This is a genomic window from Acidaminobacterium chupaoyuni (assembly GCF_047936785.1).
Lineage (GTDB): Bacteria > Bacillota > Clostridia > Oscillospirales > Butyricicoccaceae > Acidaminobacterium > Acidaminobacterium chupaoyuni.
Genome location: NZ_CP176394.1, coordinates 2302291 through 2322084, shown reverse-complemented (window position 1 = coordinate 2322084; position 19794 = coordinate 2302291). Strand labels below are relative to the sequence as shown.

Genomic DNA, 19794 nt, shown 5'->3' with positions numbered 1-19794 from the left:
AAAAACGCCAAAAACGCCAAAAATATACGGGTTTTGCGCTAAAGACAGTTGATTTTGAAAGTACCGTGGCGTATGATGATTTTAAGGCCGAATGCCGTTCGTATACGAGTTTTTTCGGGAAGATCGCGTGGAAAGAAACCGTTTTGAAAATGCCTGAACAGGCGATCGGCAGCCCGTGAAAAGCGGCAAAAGGCGTTTTTGATTTTATGCGGCGCACAGGGGATGACGGGCTTGCGAAGTTCCGCTTTGCGCTTCGGCGATTTTGGGCTGCGCAGAACGGTTCGGGCTTTGCCATGCAAAAATTTTGCCGCGGCAGCCTGAAAGTGTTTCACAGGGAGAATGCTTATGGAAGCAAAACGAAAGAAAACGGAAAGCATTTTGCCGCCTTCCGCGTTGACAAAACTGAATATTCCCGATTTCTGCGATATGGAAAAATTCGACCGCCTGATGCAGGATTGGGCCAAAAGCACGGGCCTTGCCACCGTGGCGGTGGGCAGCGATGGGGAATATGTGAGCGGGTGCTATAATTTCACCGATTTTTGCTATAACTTAACGCGCAAAAGCCCCGAAGGGCTGCGCAGATGCATCGAATGCGATCGAAAAGGCAAGGGCATTTATTTATGCCACGCGGGGCTGTTGGATTTTGCGGCACCCATCACTTTGGAAGACGGAACGCTGCTGGGCAATATTGTGGGCGGCCAGGTGCTGCCGGAACAGCCCGATGAAGAGCAGTTTCGCGCCACGGCCCGCCAGCTGGGCATCGATGAGCAGGCTTATCTCAAAGCGCTGCGCAAAGTGAATATCCGCTCACAGGAAGAGATCCGCGCTTCAGCCGATCTGCTGGCCAATGTGATCAACCTGTTTGTTCGCTCGAGCTATGCGGCGCGGATGAATGCCTCTTCGTTATCCGAGCGCGCCGAGATCATTTCTTCCCTGAGCAAGATCTATTTTTGCGATTACTATATCGATTTGAAAAACGACCGTATGCTGGAACTGGATGCCCCCCATACACTCCATGCCATTATCGGGGCGCGAAGCGACGCGGCCGGTTTGCTGGCAGAGGGCTGCCGATATTTTGCGGCGGCGGAATATCAGGCGGAACTTCTTCATTTTGTCGATCTTTCCACCCTGCAGGAACGAATGGGCAGCCGCCAGAGCATGGGGCATGAATTCATCGGCTATGACGGCGGCTGGTATCGCGCCGTTTTCATCGAGGCCAACCGCGGCGCCGATGGCCGGGTATCCCATGTGATCTATGCGCTGGAAAATATTCAGGAAGAAAAAGAAAAAGAACTGGCCATCCAGCGGGCGCTGAAAGAATCGGCCAGACGGGCCAATCGCGCCAACCAGGCGAAATCCGAATTTCTCTCGCGCATGAGTCACGATATCCGCACGCCGATCAATGGCATTCTGGGCATGAGCTATCTGGCGGCAAAAGAGCCGAACCCGCCCAAAACAGCCGATTGCCTGAAAAAGATCGACGCCTCTTCCGAATTTTTACTGGGGCTTATCAACGATATTCTGGATATGACGAAAGCGGAAAGCGATAAGATCGAACTGCATCCCGAACCTTATCCGCCCGAGGAATTTTATGAATATCTGGATGCTGTGTTCCGCCCCCTGTTCCGTGAAAAAAATCAGCGTTTCGTGGTAGAAGCAGAAACCGTCGAAGGCCGCGTTCCGGTGATGGATAAGCTGCGCATCAATCAGGTGGTGTTCAATTTGCTTTCCAACGCGGTGAAATATACGCCGGAAGGCGGAACCATCACCTATCGCGTGGTATTTCGGCCCATCGGAACCGAAGGCAGGCTGCATATGCGGGTGGATGTGATCGACACGGGCATCGGCATCCGCAAAGAATTTCAGGAAGTATTGTTTGACCCGTTCACGCAAGAAGGGCGAAACGATGTTTCACAGCAGCGCGGTTCGGGGCTGGGGCTTGCCATTGCCAAATGTATGGTGGATCTGATGGGCGGAACCATCCGCGTGGAAAGCGAAGTGGGCAGAGGCACCGCTTTCACGGTGGAGATCGATTTTGACAGCGTGGAAGACCTCGGGCCGAAAACCCTACGCGAAGGAGCAAACCCCGAAGAAGGATTCCTGCGGGGGGCGCATATCCTGCTGTGCGAAGATCATCCGCTCAATCAGCAGATCGCGCGGGAACTGATGAAAGAAAAAGGTATTCTGGTGGAAGTGGCGGAAAACGGGCGCCGGGGGCTGGAATGTTTCCGCCGATCCACCGTGCATTTTTATGACGCTGTTTTAATGGATATCCGCATGCCTGTGATGGACGGCTATGAAGCGGCGGGGGCGATTCGCGCGCTGCCGAGGCCGGATGCAAAAACCGTGCCCATCATCGCCATGACGGCGGATGCGTTTGAAGAAGATCGGCGCAAATGTTTGGAATCGGGGATGAATGAACATCTTTCCAAGCCGATCCGGCCCGAGAAATTGTTTGAGGCGCTGCAGCGTTGGATCCATAATGAGAGAGGGGAGATATCATGAAGATCACGCAGGAGATGTTAGAACATTTTACCGTGTTTTCCCCTGACGCAACGGCGCTCTATCGCGTGCATCAAGATGGTGCGCTGGAAACCCTATATCTCTCTGATGATCTTTTGCCCGGTTTGGGCTTCTCTTATGAAGAATATTTTGAAATTGCCCGCGACGATGCCGCCGAGATGGTGCTGCCCACCGATCGTGCAGGCCTTCGGGGGGCTGTTGCCGAAGGGCTGCGCGCGGGCAAGGCGTTCACTTATTTTTGCCGTGTTTACCATGGTGTCAAAGGTTTTATCTGCTTAAGGATTGATGCACATGTCTGCGGTGAGATGGGGGCAGAGCCTGTGCTGCTTGTTCAGTTTTCCGATATTGCCGCTTCGGGCGGCATTTATCAGGAAGCGGCGGATGCTTCCGAGCGCATTGCCATCGTCATCGACAGGCAAACCCATGAACTGCTGTATGCCAACGAAAAAGCAAGGAAAAACAGCGTCTTTACGGATGGCAACCTTTTAAACCAAACCTGCCAATCTTTTTTATATGGCATCGATCAGCCTTGTAAAAACTGCTTTTTAAAGCAAAATACATCCAACGGCAAAAGGTACGGCGCCGTGCAGCGCCGCTCGAACCGCGGCGGTTGGGAACAGGTCACCCATCGTTTTGTCAGCTGGTGTGGGCATGATGCGTTCGTGATTTTTCTGAAAGATACCACCGAGGAAAAAAAGCGGCAGGATGAGCTGAAATTCAGCAGAGAAACGCTTGATATCGTGGTGGATAATCTGCCGGTGGGGCTTGGCGTATGCACGATTCGCGGCGAAAAGGCTTTTGGCAATGTGATCAACCAAAAGCTGACGGATCTTCTGGGGTTCCGGGCGGAAGATTTTTTTGAAGGCGGTCGTGAGATGCTTTCACAGGTGCATCCGCAGGATGCAGAGAAGGTTTTTGAAATCATGAGCCATTGCGGCACCCCCGGTTCGTCGCAGATCGATTTTCGATTTCTGCGGGAAGGCGAAACGCAATATCGATGGTATCAGCTGATGATGAAAACGATTTTGCGGGATGGCGCGGCCATTGTGTTCGTTTGCCTGTTTGACCGAAGCGCCGAAAAATATGCGGGGGAGCAGGCGCTGAAAAGCCGCCAGATGTATCGCGCGGCCGCCCAGGGCAGCAAGCTGATCGTGTGGGAATATGATGCAGCCACTCATCGCATCGAGATGATGATGGATAACGCTTATACCAAAGAAACCTGCCTGCGGCTGGGCATTCCTCAGAAAATCGAAAATGGGCCGCAGACACTTTCTGCGCTGGTGGCCGAAAAAGACCGTAGTGCTTTTTTGGAAATGTATCGAAAGATCGATGCGGGGCAGCAGGAGGCCTGCTGCGAATTCGAGTTGCAAGCAGCAAAGGAAAAGGTCATCTGGAATGTTGTCTGCACCGCTGTGCGCGATGAAAACGACGGGTTGATGACGGTTTGCGGCATTGGCCGCGATGTAACGGCCCAGCGCTTCGAACAGGATCGGTTCCGCCGTGAATTTCAGCAGCTGCTCAGCGTCAATCCCGAAGCCATCGGTTCTTTTCGCCATAATATCACCCGGAATCTGACAGAAGACGGCCAGGGCGTTTTTTCTGCGCAGTTGGCAAAGCGGCCTCGGGAACCGTAGACCGCCATGTGGCCGCGCTGGCGTCGCTGATGATCCGCGAAGAAGACCGCAAGAATTTTTTGGCGGTGTTTGGCCGCCAGCAATTGCTGAAATCTTTCAGCGAAGGCAAAACACAGGAAATTTTTGAATACCCGCTGCGCCTGCCGGATGGATGCTGCCATTGGGTCAGAGGAACACTCAATATGCTGCATAACCCAACGACCGGCGATATTGAGGCGGTGACTTATGCCGCCGATGTAACAGAGATACGCAAACGCGAAGAAATCGCGCGGCGTGTCTGCGAAGATGAATTCGATTATGTGGGCATTATCTATACCCACACGCAGGAATTCGAATTTTATAACAAAAAGCCCGAAATCCAAAAACCGGCATTACATGAGCGCGTGCCCTATGAAGCATGCCTTGATTATGTGTGCGATTGTTTCGCCGCGCCCGAAGAACGCCGCCATATGCGCGAGATCACGGCGCTGGATACGATCCTTGCCGTTTTGAAAGAAAAGGGAAGATATGAAACTTCTTATATCCGAACGGAAGGGGAGAGCGCCTCGCGGCGCCAGCTGCGCTATGCCTGGCTGGATGAACCGAGCGGAGAAATTCTGGTGGTGAGAACCGATGTTACCGCCGCCTATGCGCAGGAACAGCGGCAATTGGCCATGGTGCGTGATGCGCTGCGCCAGGCAGAAAAAGCCAACGCTGCCAAAACCGATTTTCTCGCCCGCATGAGCCATGACCTGAGGACCCCGCTCAGCGGCGTGATCGGCCTGTCACGCCTTGCAATGGAAGAAAAGCTGCCCCAGGCAGAAATAAAACGCTATCTGGCCGAGATCAACCGGTCGGGCGAATATCTGCTGGGCATCATTAATGATATTCTGGATATGTCGAAGATCGAAAGCAAACGGCTGGAACTTCATCCGGAGCCTCTTGTCTTCGAAGAATTTTGCGCCACATTGCGCAATGTGATCGGCCTTCAATGTGCGCAAAAATACCAAATGTTCGAAATTGTCGGGCCTGAGGGAGAGTTTGTCGATCGTATTCTGGTAGATAAAACAAGATTTATCCAAATTTTTGTCAATCTGCTGACGAACGCGGTAAAATATACACAGGAATACGGCCGGATTCGATTGAAGATCGAAGAGCTTGCCCAAAGCGAAGATTATGCGAAAGTGAGATTCACCATTTGGGATAACGGCATTGGCACGTCGCCCGAATTTGCCGCCCGCGCGTTCGATCCGTTTGAGCGCGAGCGGGATGACGATCAGGGCGGAACAGGGCTGGGCCTTGCCATTGTTAAAAATCTGGTGGAACTGATGGGCGGATCGATCCATATCGAAAGCCGATATGGCCTGGGCACCGCCGTCATCTTGGAAATGGAGCTGCAAAGGCTGCCCGGGGAATCGGCCGCGCCGCAGAATCTCGACGAAAACGCTTTGCAGGGCAGGCGTATTTTGATTTGCGAAGATAACGATATCAATGCCGAGATCGCCGTGAGACTTTTGCGGCGGCATGGCGCGCAGACAGAGCGCGCCGCAAACGGGCGCATCGGTGTCGAAAAATTTAAAGCTTCGACGGTGGGCGCTTATGATGCGGTTTTAATGGATATGCGCATGCCGGTGATGGATGGTCTGACGGCGGCAAAAACCATCCGCGGGCTTGATCGGCTCGATGCGAAAACGATTCCGATCATTGCTTTGACCGCCAATGCTTTTGAAGAAGACCGTGAAAGCTGTATTCGGGCGGGGATGAACGCGCATCTTTCCAAACCCATCAAACCCGCCGCGCTGTATGATACCCTTGCCAAAGAGATCGAGAAATCGCGCAAAGGAAAGCAGAAAAAATGAAGGAAGCCGAACAATGCGCCGCCAGATGTTTCGCAAATGATACGCTTCGCGAGATGATGAAAAACAGCGAAGATTATCTTTTTATTATTGACCGAAATCTTCGGTATGAACGCGTTTCCGAAACTGTGGCAAAGCTGACGGGATATGAGACTGCCGAGCAACTGGTCGGGAAAACAGATGAAGAGCTCTTCCCTCAAAAACTTGCCAAAAGCTATCGCGCCGACAACCGGAAAGTTATTGAAAGCGGCGAACCCATTTTGGGCAAGATCGAACCGCTGCCCATGCGCGGCGCAGCGCCCCGCTGGGGGAAAACCTGGAAATATGCCATTCGGGATGACGAAGGGCAGATCATCGGGTTATATGGCATTTGCCATGATATCACTTCTTCCATCGAAGCCGAAGCGCGGGCAAAAGCGGCGGAAAATTACAGCAAGCTGATCGATAATATTCCCGGCGGCGTGGCGATCCTGCATGAAAGCGACGGCGTGTTTTATCTGGATTTCGCCAACGACGGCTGTTTTGAAATGCAGCATAACACCCGCGAGAGCTGGAACGGATATATGGGCGCTCAAATCATGGAAGCGGTCTATCCGCCCGACAAACATTTTATTGCAGAGGAATATTCGCGCATCAAGGGATTCCCGCAGGAAACAGGCAGCGTCGATTACCGTGTGGTGGGCATCGATGGCCAGCTGCATTGGGTCAATATCCGCTTTCGCGCGGCTTATGAGGAAAACGGCACGACTTATTATTACGCCACCTATTATGATCTCGATCAGCAGAAACAGGCGGAAGAGATCCTTTCTGCCAGCCGCAACGCGCTGAAAGAGATGATGGAAAATTCGGATATCCAGTTTTTCACTTATTATCCCGATGCGGCCCGCTGTGAGATCAACACAGTGAGCAGGCACCTTTCGGAACTGCCCACGGTGTGGGAAAACTTCCCCGAAGATTTTCTGGAATATGTGAAGTGTAACGAAGAAGATGCCCAGGCCGTGCGCGCGGCCATCGGCGCCATCAACGGCGGCGCGGAAGAAGCCGAATGCCTGATCCGCTTCGCATATCGGGCCGCTTTATATTGGGAAAAAATGCGGCTGAAGGCTGTGCGCGATGCCGGCGGAAATTTGATCCGCGTTCAGGGATATTCCATTAATGTAACTTCGCGCAAAAATGCGGAAGAACGCATCCGCCGTGAAAGAGTGCGGCTGAAAACGCTGGAGGGCGGCATTTTTGAAGCGTTCACCTTCAATCTGACCAAAGGCGCGTTCCCTGATATCCAAACTGAAGATACCTCTATGCTGGAGGTCAAGATCACCGACGAAATGCTGCGGGAAGCGCTGAGCGTCTGCCCCCAGATGCAAGAATCCTGCCCCACCACGCGTGAACTTTTCCTGCGGGTGGCGGCGCGCATTCCCAATGCGGAAGAACGCAGGAAGTTTATTGCCGCCTGCAGCGCTGCCGCCATGAAAAAAATCGTCAGCGAGGGGAAACACAGCACGCAGATCTGCTATCGCCGCTATATCGGCAAAGAGACCAAGTGGGTTTCCACCACGGTGGAAGTGCTGCCCGAACCGGAAAACGGCGACTTGATCGCGTTTTATTACACAAAAGATATCCAGGATGAAGTGATCCGCAAAGAAATTTATTCCAGAATCATCGATATGAATTATGAAGCCGTGGCTTATGTGAGCCTGCAGACGAAGAAGCTGTATCTTCAGGCGACCAAGAATAAAGAAGATCTTGTGTTTCACGCTATGCCTTACGAAGATGCTTTGAAAGAAGTGATCGCTGAATTAGTGCCGCCGGAAAAACAGGAGCAGCTTTGCCGGCAGCTGAATCTGGAGACGGTGACCCAAAAACTGGAACATGCGCCGGTTGAAACGATTTATTATAACCGGCATGACCGAAGCGGAAAGATGGGAGCACATCAGCTGTGCCGCATGAAAAGCGATATCTTTTATCTGGATGAGAACAGGGATACCCTTGTGCTGCTGTTCACGGATGTGACGGAAATTTTTGAACAGGAACGCGAAAGCCGCACCAAGCTGGAAGCGGCGCTGGCGGCGGCGGAGCAGGCTTCTGTGGCAAAAACAGAATTCCTTTCCCGCATGAGCCATGAGATCCGCACGCCGATGAACGCCATCATCGGGCTGGATGCCATCGCTTTGCAGGAAAAAGATATTTCCGACAGCATGGTGGATCATCTTCAGAAAATAGGCATTTCGGCGCGGTTCCTGCTTTCGCTTATCAACGATATCCTCGATATGTCGCGCATCGAAAGCGGCAGGCTGGCGCTGAGAAACGAACCGTTCCACTTTGAAGAAATGGTGGATGGCATCAACACGATTTTATATGAACAGTGCCGCAACAGCGGCATCGATTATGAATGCGTGCTGAAAAGCTATACCGAAGAAAGCTATCTGGGCGATGCGCCCAAGCTGCAGCAGGTGCTGATCAATCTGTTGGGCAACGCGGTGAAATTTACCCCCAGCGGCGGCAAGATCCATTTTATGATCGAGCAGATTTCCAGCACGAGAGAAAAAGCCCGGCTGCGTTTCGAAATATCCGATACGGGCATCGGCATCGATGAAAAATTCATCGGCCACCTGTTCGAACCGTTCGCCCAGGAAAACCGCGGGCGCACTTCCGTTTATGGCGGAACAGGCCTCGGCCTTGCCATTTCCAAAAATATCGTGCATCTGATGAACGGCGATATCACCGTTCATTCCATCAAGAATATCGGCAGTGAATTTACGGTGGAAGTCGAACTGGGGCTCACCGGCGATGCCATCCGCCGGCGGCAGATGGGGCAGATGCTGCGCCCGCTTTCCACCCTCATTGTGGATGATGATATCATCGTCTGCCAGCATACCCAGCTGATTTTGAAAGAAGCGGGGCTGAAAACGGAATATGTGGAATCGGGGGCCGGCGCCATTGAAAAGGTGGAAGAGCGCCACCGGATCAGGCAGGATTATGATTTGATCCTGCTGGATTGGCAGATGCCGGATATGGATGGCATTGCCACCGCCCGCGAGATCCGCAAGATTGTGGGGCCGGATGTGACCATCATCATTATGACGGCCTATGATTGGGCGGATATCGAGAAAAAAGCGCTGGCTGCGGGGGTCGATCTGTTCATGAAAAAGCCGATTTTTGCTTCTTCCGTCACCCGTGCTTTTGAAAATGTATTTTTGAATAAAAGCGAGGCGGCCGCGCCGCAGGAGCCGCAATATGATTTTGTGGGCAAGACGGTCTTACTGGCCGAAGATAACACCATCAACGCCGAGATCGCGCGCAACCTGCTGGAAATGAAAAGCTGCGCGGTGGAACTGGTTTCTAACGGCGCCGAAGCGGTGGAAGCTTTTGCCGCGGCGGCGGTGGGCCATTTCGATGCCATCCTGATGGATGTGCGCATGCCGGTGATGGATGGTCTGGAAGCCACAAGGGCGATCCGCGCCATGAGAAAGGCCGATGCAAAAAAAGTGCCGATCCTGGCCATGACGGCCAACGCCTTTCAGGAAGATGTGAACCAATCGATGGATGCCGGCATGAATGCGCATCTGGCGAAGCCCATCGAACCCAAGCTGCTTTATGAAACCTTAAAGCGGCATCTGATGAAAAATGAAAAAAACATGCCGCAATAAAAGTTTGGGAGAAGAAAAAGGTGAAAGAGAAATTCTATCTTAGGTGAAAGAGAAATTCTATCTTTCTGAAAAGAAAAATCACTGTGAGAACCAAGGTGAAGCAGTTAAAAAATACTTTGAGGAACTCTGTGCGATCATCCATGCAAATCCCGAGCATTTCACGGCGCCTCAAGAAAGGATCATATCATGAAAATTGAATTTACAAAGGAAGAAGCCCGGCAGTTCCTCGAGCTGATGCGCGATGAAAACGATATTGTTCGTTTGGTAGATCCGGTGGCAAAGAAGGTTTTACAAGAAGACGGGGAAAACCTCACCGGCGAAGCATGCCACACGGTCTGGGGGCGCTGTGAGCGCTGTGAGAACTGCACTTCTTTGCGCGCGCTGCAACGGCAGGATACCGCCTATAAACTCGAAATTTTCAATGGGCATACTTATTGGGTCTGCTCGCGTTTTCTCAAAACCGAGGGTCACCCCGGCATTCTGGAGCTGGTGAAGGATGTGACCGACCGCCTGATCATGGATACCGACCAGCGCGATCAGATCGGTATGCTGATCAGCAACTATAATCAGATGCTCATCACCGATTCCTTAACAGGGGTTTATAACCGCCGCTTTCTGGATGAGCATTTTCTGCCCTCGCTGAAATGCTGCCATGAAGAGGATATCACGGTCAATCTGGCCTTTATCGATATGGATGGGTTCAAAGAGATCAACGATCGCTATGGCCATAACGCCGGCGACCGGCTTTTGAAAGATGTGGCGGGGTTCTGGAAGCTGCATTTCAACCGGCGCGATAAGGGGAAAGAACGGCTGGTGATCCGCTTTGGCGGAGATGAATTGCTGGTGATCGCCTGCGGCATTCCGCAGCATCGCTTTGAAGAAGAGATCCATCATTATAATAACGAGATGAGAAAAATCTGCTATTTATCCGATCAGACTCAGTTTGGCTTTGATTTTACTTATGGAATCGCTTCCAGCGAAACGCTGGGCAGAGATTGGGAATGGGAAGATCTGATCGAAGCGGCCGACCGGATGATGTATCAGGGAAAAGACAGAAAAGCAAAAGCAGGAACAGATGTATTCAATAAAAAAGAAACTGTGAGTGGGAACGGGGGAACGCAATCATGCCAGAGGTAACCAAAAACGAACTTTTGCTCAAACGCTTGGCCGCGTGGGGCTGCGATATTGAGGGCGCGCTGCCCAGATTTGTGGGCAATACGGATTTTTACTGCCGCCTTTTAGAACAGGTGCCCCTGGAAGAAAGCTTCGAAGAGCTGGGCAGGGCGTTGGCACAGGAAGAAGTGAAAACCGCGTTTGAGCACGCCCACAGCCTGAAGGGCGTTTTGGCCAATATGGGCATTACACCCATGTATCAAGAGGCTTGCGACATTGTGGAACCCCTGCGCAGCGGCACTGTTAACGGCACGGCGGAACATTATGAAAAACTGATGCAGCAGCGCGAAAAGCTCAAAGAGCTTTTGCGGGCGGATGAAAAAGGAATACACTGATGCAGCAGAGTGAAAAGAATAAGCTGGGCGGGGGATATGATAGCGCCGCCTCCTCCGGCACCGAAGGAAAAGTTTTTTGGCGGCATGTCATCAAAGATATCGACCGGGCGCGTTGGCGGGGGTTCTGCGGCAAAGCCGGTGGTTTCAACGGAAATGGGGTGAAATGATATGGAGAAAGAAAAACTCACGATTTTGATCGTAGACGATCAGCGCATCAACCGCCAGATCCTGGCCGGCCTGCTTCGCTTTGATTATGATGTGCTGGAAGCCGAAAACGGCGCGGAAGCGCTGGAGCAGCTGGAACACCATGAAGAGATCGCGGCGATTCTTTTGGATTTGGTGATGCCCGTGATGGATGGATATGAGTTTTTGCGGCGCTTTAAAGAAACGCCTTGTGCGGAACTGCCCATCATTGCCGTCACCGGCGATAAAGATGCGGGAACAGAGCAGAAAGTGCTGGATCTGGGCGCGTGGGATTTCGTTTCCAAGCCCTATCACCCCGCGACGCTTTTGACCCGGCTGAAGAATGTCATCATCCGCAGCCAATATTATCTTGTCAGTCAGATGAAATTCGTCTATGAGCACGATCCGCTGACAGAGCTGCTCAACAGAACGGCGTTTTTCACGGCGGTTCGTCATCTGCTGGAAGAAGACCCGCAGGGTGAGTATGCCATGGTCCGTGTGGATATCGACAGGTTCCAAACCTATAACTCCTTCTGGGGCGAAGAAGAAGGGGATAAGCTGCTGCGCTTCATGGCCGATTGGATCAGACAGATTGCGGGGCGATGCAAAAAATGCGTGTATGGCAGGATCAATGCCGATGCGTTCTGCCTGTGCGTTCCCAACCGCGAAGAAGTGATTCGGGCCGAAGCCCGGCGCGCCTTTGAAGCGCTGGCGGATTATAACAAGGAATACCGCCTGGTGCCTTCCTTCGGCGTTTATGAGATCCACGATAAAAAAGAAAAGCCGCAGAAAATGTATGAACTGGCCACTTTGGCCGCCCATGACTGCAAAGGCAGCTATCTGGAATATATCAGCTACTATAAGCCCGAAATGAGCAAGCGCATCCTTGAGAACCAGTGGATCGTCAACGAGATGCAAAAAGCCATGGATGCCGAGCAGTTCGAGGTCTATCTTCAGCCGAAGTATGATCTGGATACCGAGGCCCCTTATGGCGCGGAAGCCCTGATCCGCTGGCGTCATCCCGAAAAAGGGATGCTTTCGCCGGGAATTTTCATCCCCGTGTTCGAGCAAAACGGCTTCATCGGCAAGATCGACCATTATATGTGGGAGCATGTTTGCTGCCTGCTGCGCAAATGGATCGATGAAGGCCGCCATCCCGGGCCCATCTCGGTCAATGTATCCCGCGTGAATTTATATAACCCCAATCTGGTGGCTATTTTAACGGGGCTTGTGGAACAATACCGCATCCCTGTTGAGCTGCTGCATCTGGAAATGACCGAAAGCGCTTATATGGCAAACCCGCAGGTGATGGAGCGCGTGGTCGAAGAATTGCAGAATTATGGGTTCGTGATCCTGATGGATGACTTCGGCAGCGGATATTCTTCACTCAATACGCTGAAAGATATCCATGTGAATATCCTCAAGATCGACATGAAGTTTTTGGCCGGCGATTCGGATATGGAGCGCAGCAGAAGCATTCTGGCTTCGGCCATCCTCATGGCCGGCTGGCTGCATACCCCCGTGATCATGGAAGGCGTGGAAACCGCCGAACAGGCAGCCTTTTTGAAAAGCATCGGCTGCAATTATGTGCAGGGCTATTATTTCGCAAAACCCATGCCCGTTTCCGAATATGAGCAGCTGATCGATGGGAAACATCAGGTGCCAACCGAGCTGCGCTCGGAAAATCTGCATCAGGTGGCCCACACCCTGTGGTCGGCCAATCCCCAGAATGAACTGCTTTTCAACAGCCTGGAAGAACCTGTGGCGGTTTATGAGCTTGCCGCGCAGCGCATCCGTGTGCTGCGTGTCAACGAAAGCTTCCATGACTTTTTCGAATCGAATTATATGATGGATAAAACCATTGGAATCGCGGTGGAACCCAGCATCACGGCCGAAGAGCAAAAGCGCATCATTGAAACCTGCCATTATGCGGCGAAAACCAAAGAAACTTGCGTTTGCTGTTTCTCGCTCACGGCTCACGACCAAACCGTTTCCTGCGTGAAAATGGTGGTTCGCTATTGGGGGCTCAACGAAGCGTCAAGCATTTTGTTTGCCCAGTTTTTCCCGCAGGGCGAATAAGCGCCGCGCGAAAAAAGAATACAGCCGCGCGCTGCCGCGCAAGACGGTAAAAACGCAAAAGGCGCTTTCTTTGAAAGAAAGCGCCTTCAGTGAAAAGATGGAAGTTCACCGATGAGAAGAAAAAGAGGAAGTTATAAGCGATAACTTCCTCTTTTATGATATTTGAGCAAAAAAACCATGAAAATCGCAGAAAAGAAGGAGAATCGGCGATGCTTTTGGTTGTAAGTGTTTTCACGGCGTGGTAGAATAACAGCGGCACTTTTCTTTGGTGAAAAATGGTGCCGTTAAGAACGGCCCGGCGGCAGATCGGATTTATCTTCGCCGTTCAGATATCCCCATTCGTGAAGCTTCAGCGCGGTGAGCACCACGACGGGAACGATGAACATCCCTGCGAAGCCCGCCATCCGATAGCCGAAATAGATGCACAGCAGCGTAACGAAGGGATCAAGCCCCAGCTGCGCCCCCACGATGCGCGGTTCGATGGAATTTCGAACCAGCAAGACGATGCCATAAAGCAGGCAGAGGGTCAGCGCGCGGCGAAGATCGCCCGAAAGCAGCGCCAGAACGCTCCACGGCAGCAGCACCGTGCCCACGCCGAGGATCGGCAGCGCATCGATCACCGCCACCAGAAGCGCCAGAAGACCGGCATAAGAAATATGCATGATGCTGAACCCGATAAACAGCTCAAAACAGGTGATGCAGATCAAAATGCCCTGTGCTTTCAGCCATTTTCCCACGGAATTGATGAGAAAATCCTTCAGCTTGCGAACAAGCAGCATATGGCGCGCGCCCAGCGCTTCCGCCAGGAAACCATAGATCCTGTCTTGCTCGCCGCAGAGAAAATAAGTGGAAAGCAAAATGAAAACGGTGGTGATCAACACTGTGGGGAGCCCCGAGGCCGCCCACGAAACAGAAGATAAGACACTGGTGAATTTGATATCCGGCAGTTTGATCGCCGAAAGGATGCCGTCCAAAGAATCCAGCCCCAGCTTGGGGGCGAAAGAATCCAGATGATATCTGGTCAAAAAAGCATCGAATGAAGCGGAAGCCGCAGAGATCCTTTGCGGCAGCGCATCCACCGCGGCGGGCACTTCCCGCATCATCTGGGTGCCTTCCGTCACCAGACGCCCCACCAGGGCATATAATAGAAAGCCCAGCAGCGCCACCGTGGCCAAGGTGAAAAAGATGGTGGAAAATTTGCGGTTGATGCGGAACTTGCGGTGAAAATATCCCACGGGTTTGGCGATCAGGCGCGAAAGCAGAAAAGCCACCAACAGCGGGATCAGCCATTTGAATACATATTTGAAAAACAAGACGATCCCCGCGAGGATCAAAACAAGATAGATCAATTTGAGCAGAAAATCGATATAGCGGTTTTCGTGCATTTGCATAAGAAACCCCCTTTGCACTTCTTTTCATGGAAGAATCACTCATGAAGAGGCGAACATTTCTGTTTCTATTATACAACATCCCAATGGAAATAACAGAGGATTGCCTTTAAAATAATGAATTGCAGACAATCTTAAGAAAAGCGAAAGAGTTATCACGCTTGTTGTGGGCAGAACATAGAATGGAATGATTTTGGAACGCCTCAGAACGGAGGAACAAACAGTGGCATTTATCGTACAGAAATTCGGGGGAACCTCTGTGGCCGATACCACCCGCCTGCGCCGCGCCGCCCAGCTGATCTCAGATTGCTGGCGCCAGGGCAACGATGTGGCGGTGGTGGTTTCGGCCCAGGGGCATACCACCGATGAGCTTTTACAAAAAGCCGCGGAGGTCAGCGGCTGCCCCTCGCGCAGAGAGATGGATATGCTGCTGGCCAGCGGCGAGCAGATCTCTATTTCGCTGCTGACCATGGCGCTGCATCAGCTGGGGGTGCCCGCGGTTTCCCTCACCGGCTGGCAGGCCGGGGTGCGCACAGACAACCAGCATTCTTCAGCCCGCATCCGCCAGGTGGAAGGCCAGCGCATCCGCAGCGAGCTGGCCCAGCGCAAAGTGGTGGTGATCGCGGGCTTCCAGGGCATCGATGAATATGGCGATATCACCACCATCGGCCGGGGCGGAAGCGATACTTCGGCCGTGGCTGTGGCGGCGGCGCTGGGCGCGGAAAAATGTATCATTTATACCGATGTAGACGGCGTTTATACCGCCGACCCCCGCATTGTGCCTTCGGCAAAAAAACTCAGCGAAATTACTTATGATGAAATGCTGGAGCTGGCCTCTCTGGGGGCTCAGGTCCTGCATAACCGTTCGGTGGAAATGGCAAAGAACTACCATGTGCCCATGGAGGTGCGTTCAAGCTTTGTCGATCTGCCGGGCACGATCGTGAAGGAGGAAACCATGGAGCGCAGAAATGTCAGCGGCCTTGCCCGCGATATGGATGTTGCAGTGATCAGCCTGACAGGCACAAACGATGTGCCGGGCATCGCTTATCGCATTTTCGCCTTGTTGGCAAAAGAAAAAATCAATGTGGATATGATCGTTCAATCGGCGGCGGAAGGCGGCAAGAAGCATATCAGCTTCACGGTAACGCAGAACAGCGCCCAGCGCGCCCTGGAAATTTTACAAAATCAGGAAGATGTGAATTTTGAATATTTCATGATCGATGAAAATGTCTGCAAAATTTCGATCGTTGGCGCGGGCATGGCGGGCAACGCCGGTGTGGCTTCCGATATGTTTGAAGCGCTTTATGAGCAGGATATCAATATCATGTTCGTTTCCACCAGCGAGATCAAGGTTTCCGTCATCATCAAAAGCGAAGACGCCCAGCGGGCCATGCAGGCCATCCACGATAAATTCTTCGGGTGAAATTTCCAAACAGCCGCCAAAAGGGATCATGATTCCTTTTGACGGCTGTTTTTTTATGGCGGCTTCCCAAAAGCGTAAAAAAGCCGATCACGCTGTTTTCCGCTCAGAAAACGCCTGTTTTTCAGTCAAACATTGCATGACAGGGCAAAATGCGCTAAGATAAGAAAGGTTGAAAGCTTTTGCGGCGCCGAATGCCGCAGAAAAGCGAACAGACAGGCATCTGCGGCCCCGCCGGGCGGCCGCGCAAAGCATAACGGAGGAAACTATGGCTGAATTATCGGTACGCCACTTAAATAAATTTTATAATGATTTTCCCATTTTGCAGGATATTTCTTTCGAGGTCTTTCCCGGCCAGCGGGTGGGCATCGTGGGCGCCAACGGCAGCGGGAAAACCACATTGTTCAATATTTTAACGGGAAAACTGGAATATGACGGCGGTCAGGTGGATTTTCGCGATAATGCCCGCGTGGCGCTTTTAGATCAGCTGCCCGATTACCCCGAAGAGATGACTGTTCGAGAAGTGCTGATGCAGGCCTTCGATGAGATCCGCGCCATGGGCGAAGAACTGCACCTTTTAGAAAACAAAATGGCGGCGGAACACACCGCGGCCGATCTGGAACGCTATGCAAAGCTGCAAACGGCGTTTGAAGCGGCGGGCGGCTATGCGCTGGAAGTGAAATATAACCGCATGGCAAACGGCCTGAATATTCCGCCCGAAATGCAGCAGCGCCCGTTTATGAGCCTTTCGGGCGGCGAAAAGACCCGCGTGAACCTGGCGCGCGTCATTTTAACAGAAACCGATGTGCTGCTTTTGGATGAACCCACCAACCATTTGGATCTGCATTCCATCGAGTGGCTGGAAGATTATCTGAACGGCTTCAAGGGCAGCGTTCTCATCATTTCCCATGACCGTTATTTTTTAGACCGCGTGGTGGATACCATTCTGGAACTGCAGGATGGCAGGATGACCCGCTATCCCGGCAATTACAGCTATTATGTGGATAAAAAACAGGAGCTGATGGAACAGCTGGAAGCGGCCAAACGCCGGCAGGATAAAGAAGTGGAACGCCTGGAATTTACGGTGGAGCGCATGAAAGGCTGGGGCCTTGGCAATGCTAAACTGATGAAGCGCGCTTTTGCCATGGAAAAACGGCTGGAGCGCATCGAGCGTATCCAGACCATCCGCAAAGAGCATAAAATGAAAAACCAGTTCAAAGAAGCCGAACGCTCGGGGGATGAGGTTTATCATCTGCTGGGCCTTCAGGCGGGTTATGACAAACCGTTTCAGGAACCTTTCGACGCCACCATTCTGCGCGGCGAGCGCGTGGCCGTCATCGGGGATAACGGCTGCGGCAAAACAACGCTGATCCAAACCCTTCAGGGCAGGCTGGCGCCCTATGCGGGCCGCGTGTTCGAAGGCGCGGGGCTGAAAACGGGCTATCTGCCCCAGGTGGTGGAATTTGCCCATCCCGAGCGCAATATTCTGGATACGATGCTTTATGAAACCAAGCTGGATGTGCAGGGCTGCCGCGACCGTTTGGCGGCTTATGGTTTTCAGGGTGAAAGCGTGTTCAAGAATGTGGCGGTGCTTTCCGGCGGCGAAAAAGCAAGGCTGAAGCTCTGCATTTTTATGAACAGCGAGATCAACACGCTGTTTTTGGATGAACCGACGAACCATCTGGATATTCTGACAAAAGAATGGATCGAAGACGCCATCGATGAATTCAGCGAAACGATGATCTTCGTTTCCCATGACCGCTATTTCATCAACCGTTTCGCCACCCGCATCTGGGAATTTGAAAACGGCAGGATCTATGATTATGTAGGCACCTACGAAGAGTATCAGCAGGCAAGAAAACGCCTGGCGGCCCAGCAGCAAAGCCTGCCGCCCGAGAAAAAGCAGGAAGCCCCAAAAAAAGAAAAAGCCCCCCGCCGCGACAGCAAAGAAGAGCGCAAACAGCGCCGCGAGCTGGAAAAAGCGGTGGCCGCGGCCGAAAAAGAAGTGGAGCAGCTCAGCGCGCAGATGGAGCAATGCGGCGCGGATCATGTGAAGCTGGCAGAGCTTTATCAGCAGAAGGAAGAAGCGGAAGAACGCCTGCTGGAGCTTTATGAACAGCAGGAAGCGCTGGATCAGCCGGAAGAAAACTGAAAAACGCCGGCCGGTCTGCAAAAAGGGAATAAAAACGAAAAACAGCGCGGAATAACGGGCGCGTTCCCCGCGGAAGCGGCGGATTTTGGCGGCGGAGTAAAACCTGCTCTGCGGCAAAAAGATCCTTTCACCAAAACGGGCAGGCAGAGATCGATATGCTCTGCCTGCCTCTGCCTGAGAAAAAATATTTTAGCCCTTGGGCTTGGTCAAATCGTTTGCGCCTTCTTTGATGGCATCGGCGCCGCCCTTTACAGCGTCGCCAACAGCATCGGCGCCTTTTTTCACGGCATTGCCCGCGGAGTCGACGCCCTCTTTCAGGTCTTCGCCCACCTTGCTGCCGTCATCTGCCGGGGGCGTGGTGTCATCGGGGGTGTTTTCTGTGGGCGGCGTGGTTCCGGGCGTGGTTTCATCCTTCTTCGAGGTGCATGCCGCTGCCGTCAGCAGCAGTGTCATTGCTAAAAACAGAGCAAAAAATCGTTTCATGTTCAAGATTCCTTTCCGCGGATCAACGCGTTATTTTTGATTTTCCATCACCCAGTGCATCTCATCGATCACGCTGCTTTCATCGGGCATCGGCCCTCGGCTTTTCGCGCGGATGCGATCGCGGCGCATGCCGGCGTGGGTGATCTTTGTTTCTGCCGGAATGGGTGCTGGATGGACTTTCGGTTTTTCGTTTTTCATCATTCAAGACCTCCGAACAAAAGGAAGTATCAGTTCAGCGTGCGCACCAGCTTGGGCGGTTTTATGCAAAACGCAGCATAAAAGGCCGCACAGGCGTGATGATACTGTTATTCTGCCGCCCCGCATCACGGTTATTCCCCTTGAAAAAGAAAATCCTGTGGGATATAATAAAATATCCAATAAAATCTCAGCAGAAGAAAAAGAATACGAAGAAAGGGATGGGGAAAAATGAAAAATAAGACAAAATTATTGACAATGGCTTCCTGTTTTGCCGCGATGATCCTGATTTCCACGATGTTTCCCTTTATTCGCGTTATGAATGAATATGCCCATATCGGCGATGGCCTGATCTATCTGGCGGCGGCGGTGCTTCCGCTGCCTTATTCCGCCTTGGCGGCGGCCGTGGGCGCGGGGCTGGCCGATACCTTTCTGGGCTTTTTCCTGCCGTGGGCGCCGATGTCGCTGGTCATCAAAGGCTTGATGGCCACGGTTTTCGGGTTTTTATGCTGCGGCGATAAAGTGGCCAAAAGCAAAGAGATCGCGGCGGTATGCCTGGCGGGGCTTATCAACATCGTCGGCTATTTTCTTGGCAGCTGGGCGGTTTATGGCTGGGCGGCGGCGCTGGCCGGCCTGCCGCTGAATCTTGCGCAGTCGGCGGTGGCGGCGGTGATCTATTTTGTGTTCTCACGCCCCGCGAGAAAATTTGCCGGCAAATATATTCGTTAAAATTTTTGAAGATAAAGG

At 52.4% G+C, this 19794-nt stretch carries 13 protein-coding genes; 10 read left to right on the top strand and 3 right to left on the bottom strand.

What is annotated here, in order from left to right:
• The first annotated feature begins 345 nt into the window (after positions 1-345).
• From ACJA3I_RS11025 to ACJA3I_RS10995, 7 genes are all read left to right on the top strand, one after another.
• A complete protein-coding gene (locus tag ACJA3I_RS11025; protein WP_458862647.1) occupies positions 346-2505 on the top strand; it encodes a PocR ligand-binding domain-containing protein in 2160 nt (719 codons plus the stop codon).
• Positions 2502-4157, top strand: coding sequence for a PAS domain-containing protein (locus ACJA3I_RS11020; RefSeq protein WP_458862646.1), 1656 nt, complete (start codon positions 2502-2504; stop codon positions 4155-4157). Before ACJA3I_RS11025 ends, ACJA3I_RS11020 begins: the two co-directional genes overlap by 4 nt.
• Before the next feature lie 29 nt (positions 4158-4186).
• Complete coding sequence (locus ACJA3I_RS11015) at positions 4187-5995, top strand: ATP-binding protein (RefSeq protein WP_458862645.1); 1809 nt, start codon at positions 4187-4189, stop codon at positions 5993-5995.
• Positions 5992-9639 carry a PAS domain-containing hybrid sensor histidine kinase/response regulator gene (locus ACJA3I_RS11010; RefSeq protein ID WP_458862644.1) on the top strand — a complete coding sequence of 1216 codons (3648 nt, stop codon included), beginning with the start codon at positions 5992-5994 and terminating at the stop codon, positions 9637-9639. The genes ACJA3I_RS11015 and ACJA3I_RS11010 overlap by 4 nt, the downstream gene beginning before the upstream one ends.
• Before the next feature lie 186 nt (positions 9640-9825).
• On the top strand, positions 9826-10776 hold the full coding sequence (locus tag ACJA3I_RS11005; RefSeq protein WP_458862643.1) for a GGDEF domain-containing protein: 951 nt from the start codon (positions 9826-9828) through the stop codon (positions 10774-10776).
• Complete coding sequence (locus ACJA3I_RS11000; RefSeq protein ID WP_458862642.1) at positions 10764-11147, top strand: Hpt domain-containing protein; 384 nt, start codon at positions 10764-10766, stop codon at positions 11145-11147. Before ACJA3I_RS11005 ends, ACJA3I_RS11000 begins: the two co-directional genes overlap by 13 nt.
• Before the next feature lie 168 nt (positions 11148-11315).
• Entirely contained in the window at positions 11316-13409 is a 2094-nt protein-coding gene (locus tag ACJA3I_RS10995) for a two-component system response regulator (RefSeq protein WP_458862641.1), read from the top strand.
• 284 nt (positions 13410-13693) lie between these two features.
• Here ACJA3I_RS10995 and ytvI read toward each other — a convergent pair whose 3' ends face one another.
• Positions 13694-14800 (bottom strand): sporulation integral membrane protein YtvI, encoded by a 1107-nt coding sequence (gene ytvI / locus ACJA3I_RS10990; RefSeq protein ID WP_458862640.1) that lies wholly within the window; start codon positions 14798-14800, stop codon positions 13694-13696.
• Positions 14801-15020: 220 nt separating this feature from the next.
• Between ytvI and ACJA3I_RS10985 the strand changes: the two genes are divergently transcribed.
• Together ACJA3I_RS10985 and abc-f are read left to right on the top strand one after the other, a co-directional pair.
• Positions 15021-16220 carry an aspartate kinase gene (locus tag ACJA3I_RS10985; protein WP_458862639.1) on the top strand — a complete coding sequence of 400 codons (1200 nt, stop codon included), beginning with the start codon at positions 15021-15023 and terminating at the stop codon, positions 16218-16220.
• A 265-nt stretch (positions 16221-16485) separates the two neighbouring features.
• Complete coding sequence (abc-f, locus tag ACJA3I_RS10980; RefSeq protein ID WP_458862638.1) at positions 16486-18369, top strand: ribosomal protection-like ABC-F family protein; 1884 nt, start codon at positions 16486-16488, stop codon at positions 18367-18369.
• A 189-nt stretch (positions 18370-18558) separates the two neighbouring features.
• On the opposite strand, the gene ACJA3I_RS10975 is transcribed toward abc-f, so the two are convergent.
• Both ACJA3I_RS10975 and ACJA3I_RS10970 read right to left on the bottom strand, forming a co-directional pair.
• The gene (locus ACJA3I_RS10975; protein ID WP_458862637.1) at positions 18559-18852 is read right to left on the bottom strand and encodes a hypothetical protein; all 294 of its coding nucleotides are present in this window, start codon (positions 18850-18852) and stop codon (positions 18559-18561) included.
• Positions 18853-18882: 30 nt separating this feature from the next.
• The gene (locus ACJA3I_RS10970; RefSeq protein ID WP_458862636.1) at positions 18883-19053 is read right to left on the bottom strand and encodes a hypothetical protein; all 171 of its coding nucleotides are present in this window, start codon (positions 19051-19053) and stop codon (positions 18883-18885) included.
• 225 nt (positions 19054-19278) lie between these two features.
• On the opposite strand from ACJA3I_RS10970, the gene ACJA3I_RS10965 reads away from it, so the two are divergent.
• Complete coding sequence (locus ACJA3I_RS10965) at positions 19279-19776, top strand: ECF transporter S component (protein ID WP_458862635.1); 498 nt, start codon at positions 19279-19281, stop codon at positions 19774-19776.
• The last annotated feature ends 18 nt before the right edge of the window (positions 19777-19794 follow it).

Coding starts and splice junctions, on each gene's coding strand:
- ACJA3I_RS11025 (WP_458862647.1), top strand. CDS start 346: ATGGAAGCAAAACGAAAGAAAACGGAAAGCATTTTGCCGCCTTCCGCG.
- ACJA3I_RS11020 (WP_458862646.1), top strand. CDS start 2,502: ATGAAGATCACGCAGGAGATGTTAGAACATTTTACCGTGTTTTCCCCT.
- ACJA3I_RS11015 (WP_458862645.1), top strand. CDS start 4,187: ATGATCCGCGAAGAAGACCGCAAGAATTTTTTGGCGGTGTTTGGCCGC.
- ACJA3I_RS11010 (WP_458862644.1), top strand. CDS start 5,992: ATGAAGGAAGCCGAACAATGCGCCGCCAGATGTTTCGCAAATGATACG.
- ACJA3I_RS11005 (WP_458862643.1), top strand. CDS start 9,826: ATGAAAATTGAATTTACAAAGGAAGAAGCCCGGCAGTTCCTCGAGCTG.
- ACJA3I_RS11000 (WP_458862642.1), top strand. CDS start 10,764: ATGCCAGAGGTAACCAAAAACGAACTTTTGCTCAAACGCTTGGCCGCG.
- ACJA3I_RS10995 (WP_458862641.1), top strand. CDS start 11,316: ATGGAGAAAGAAAAACTCACGATTTTGATCGTAGACGATCAGCGCATC.
- ytvI (WP_458862640.1), bottom strand. CDS start 14,800: ATGCAAATGCACGAAAACCGCTATATCGATTTTCTGCTCAAATTGATC.
- abc-f (WP_458862638.1), top strand. CDS start 16,486: ATGGCTGAATTATCGGTACGCCACTTAAATAAATTTTATAATGATTTT.
- ACJA3I_RS10975 (WP_458862637.1), bottom strand. CDS start 18,852: ATGAAACGATTTTTTGCTCTGTTTTTAGCAATGACACTGCTGCTGACG.
- ACJA3I_RS10970 (WP_458862636.1), bottom strand. CDS start 19,053: ATGATGAAAAACGAAAAACCGAAAGTCCATCCAGCACCCATTCCGGCA.
- ACJA3I_RS10965 (WP_458862635.1), top strand. CDS start 19,279: ATGAAAAATAAGACAAAATTATTGACAATGGCTTCCTGTTTTGCCGCG.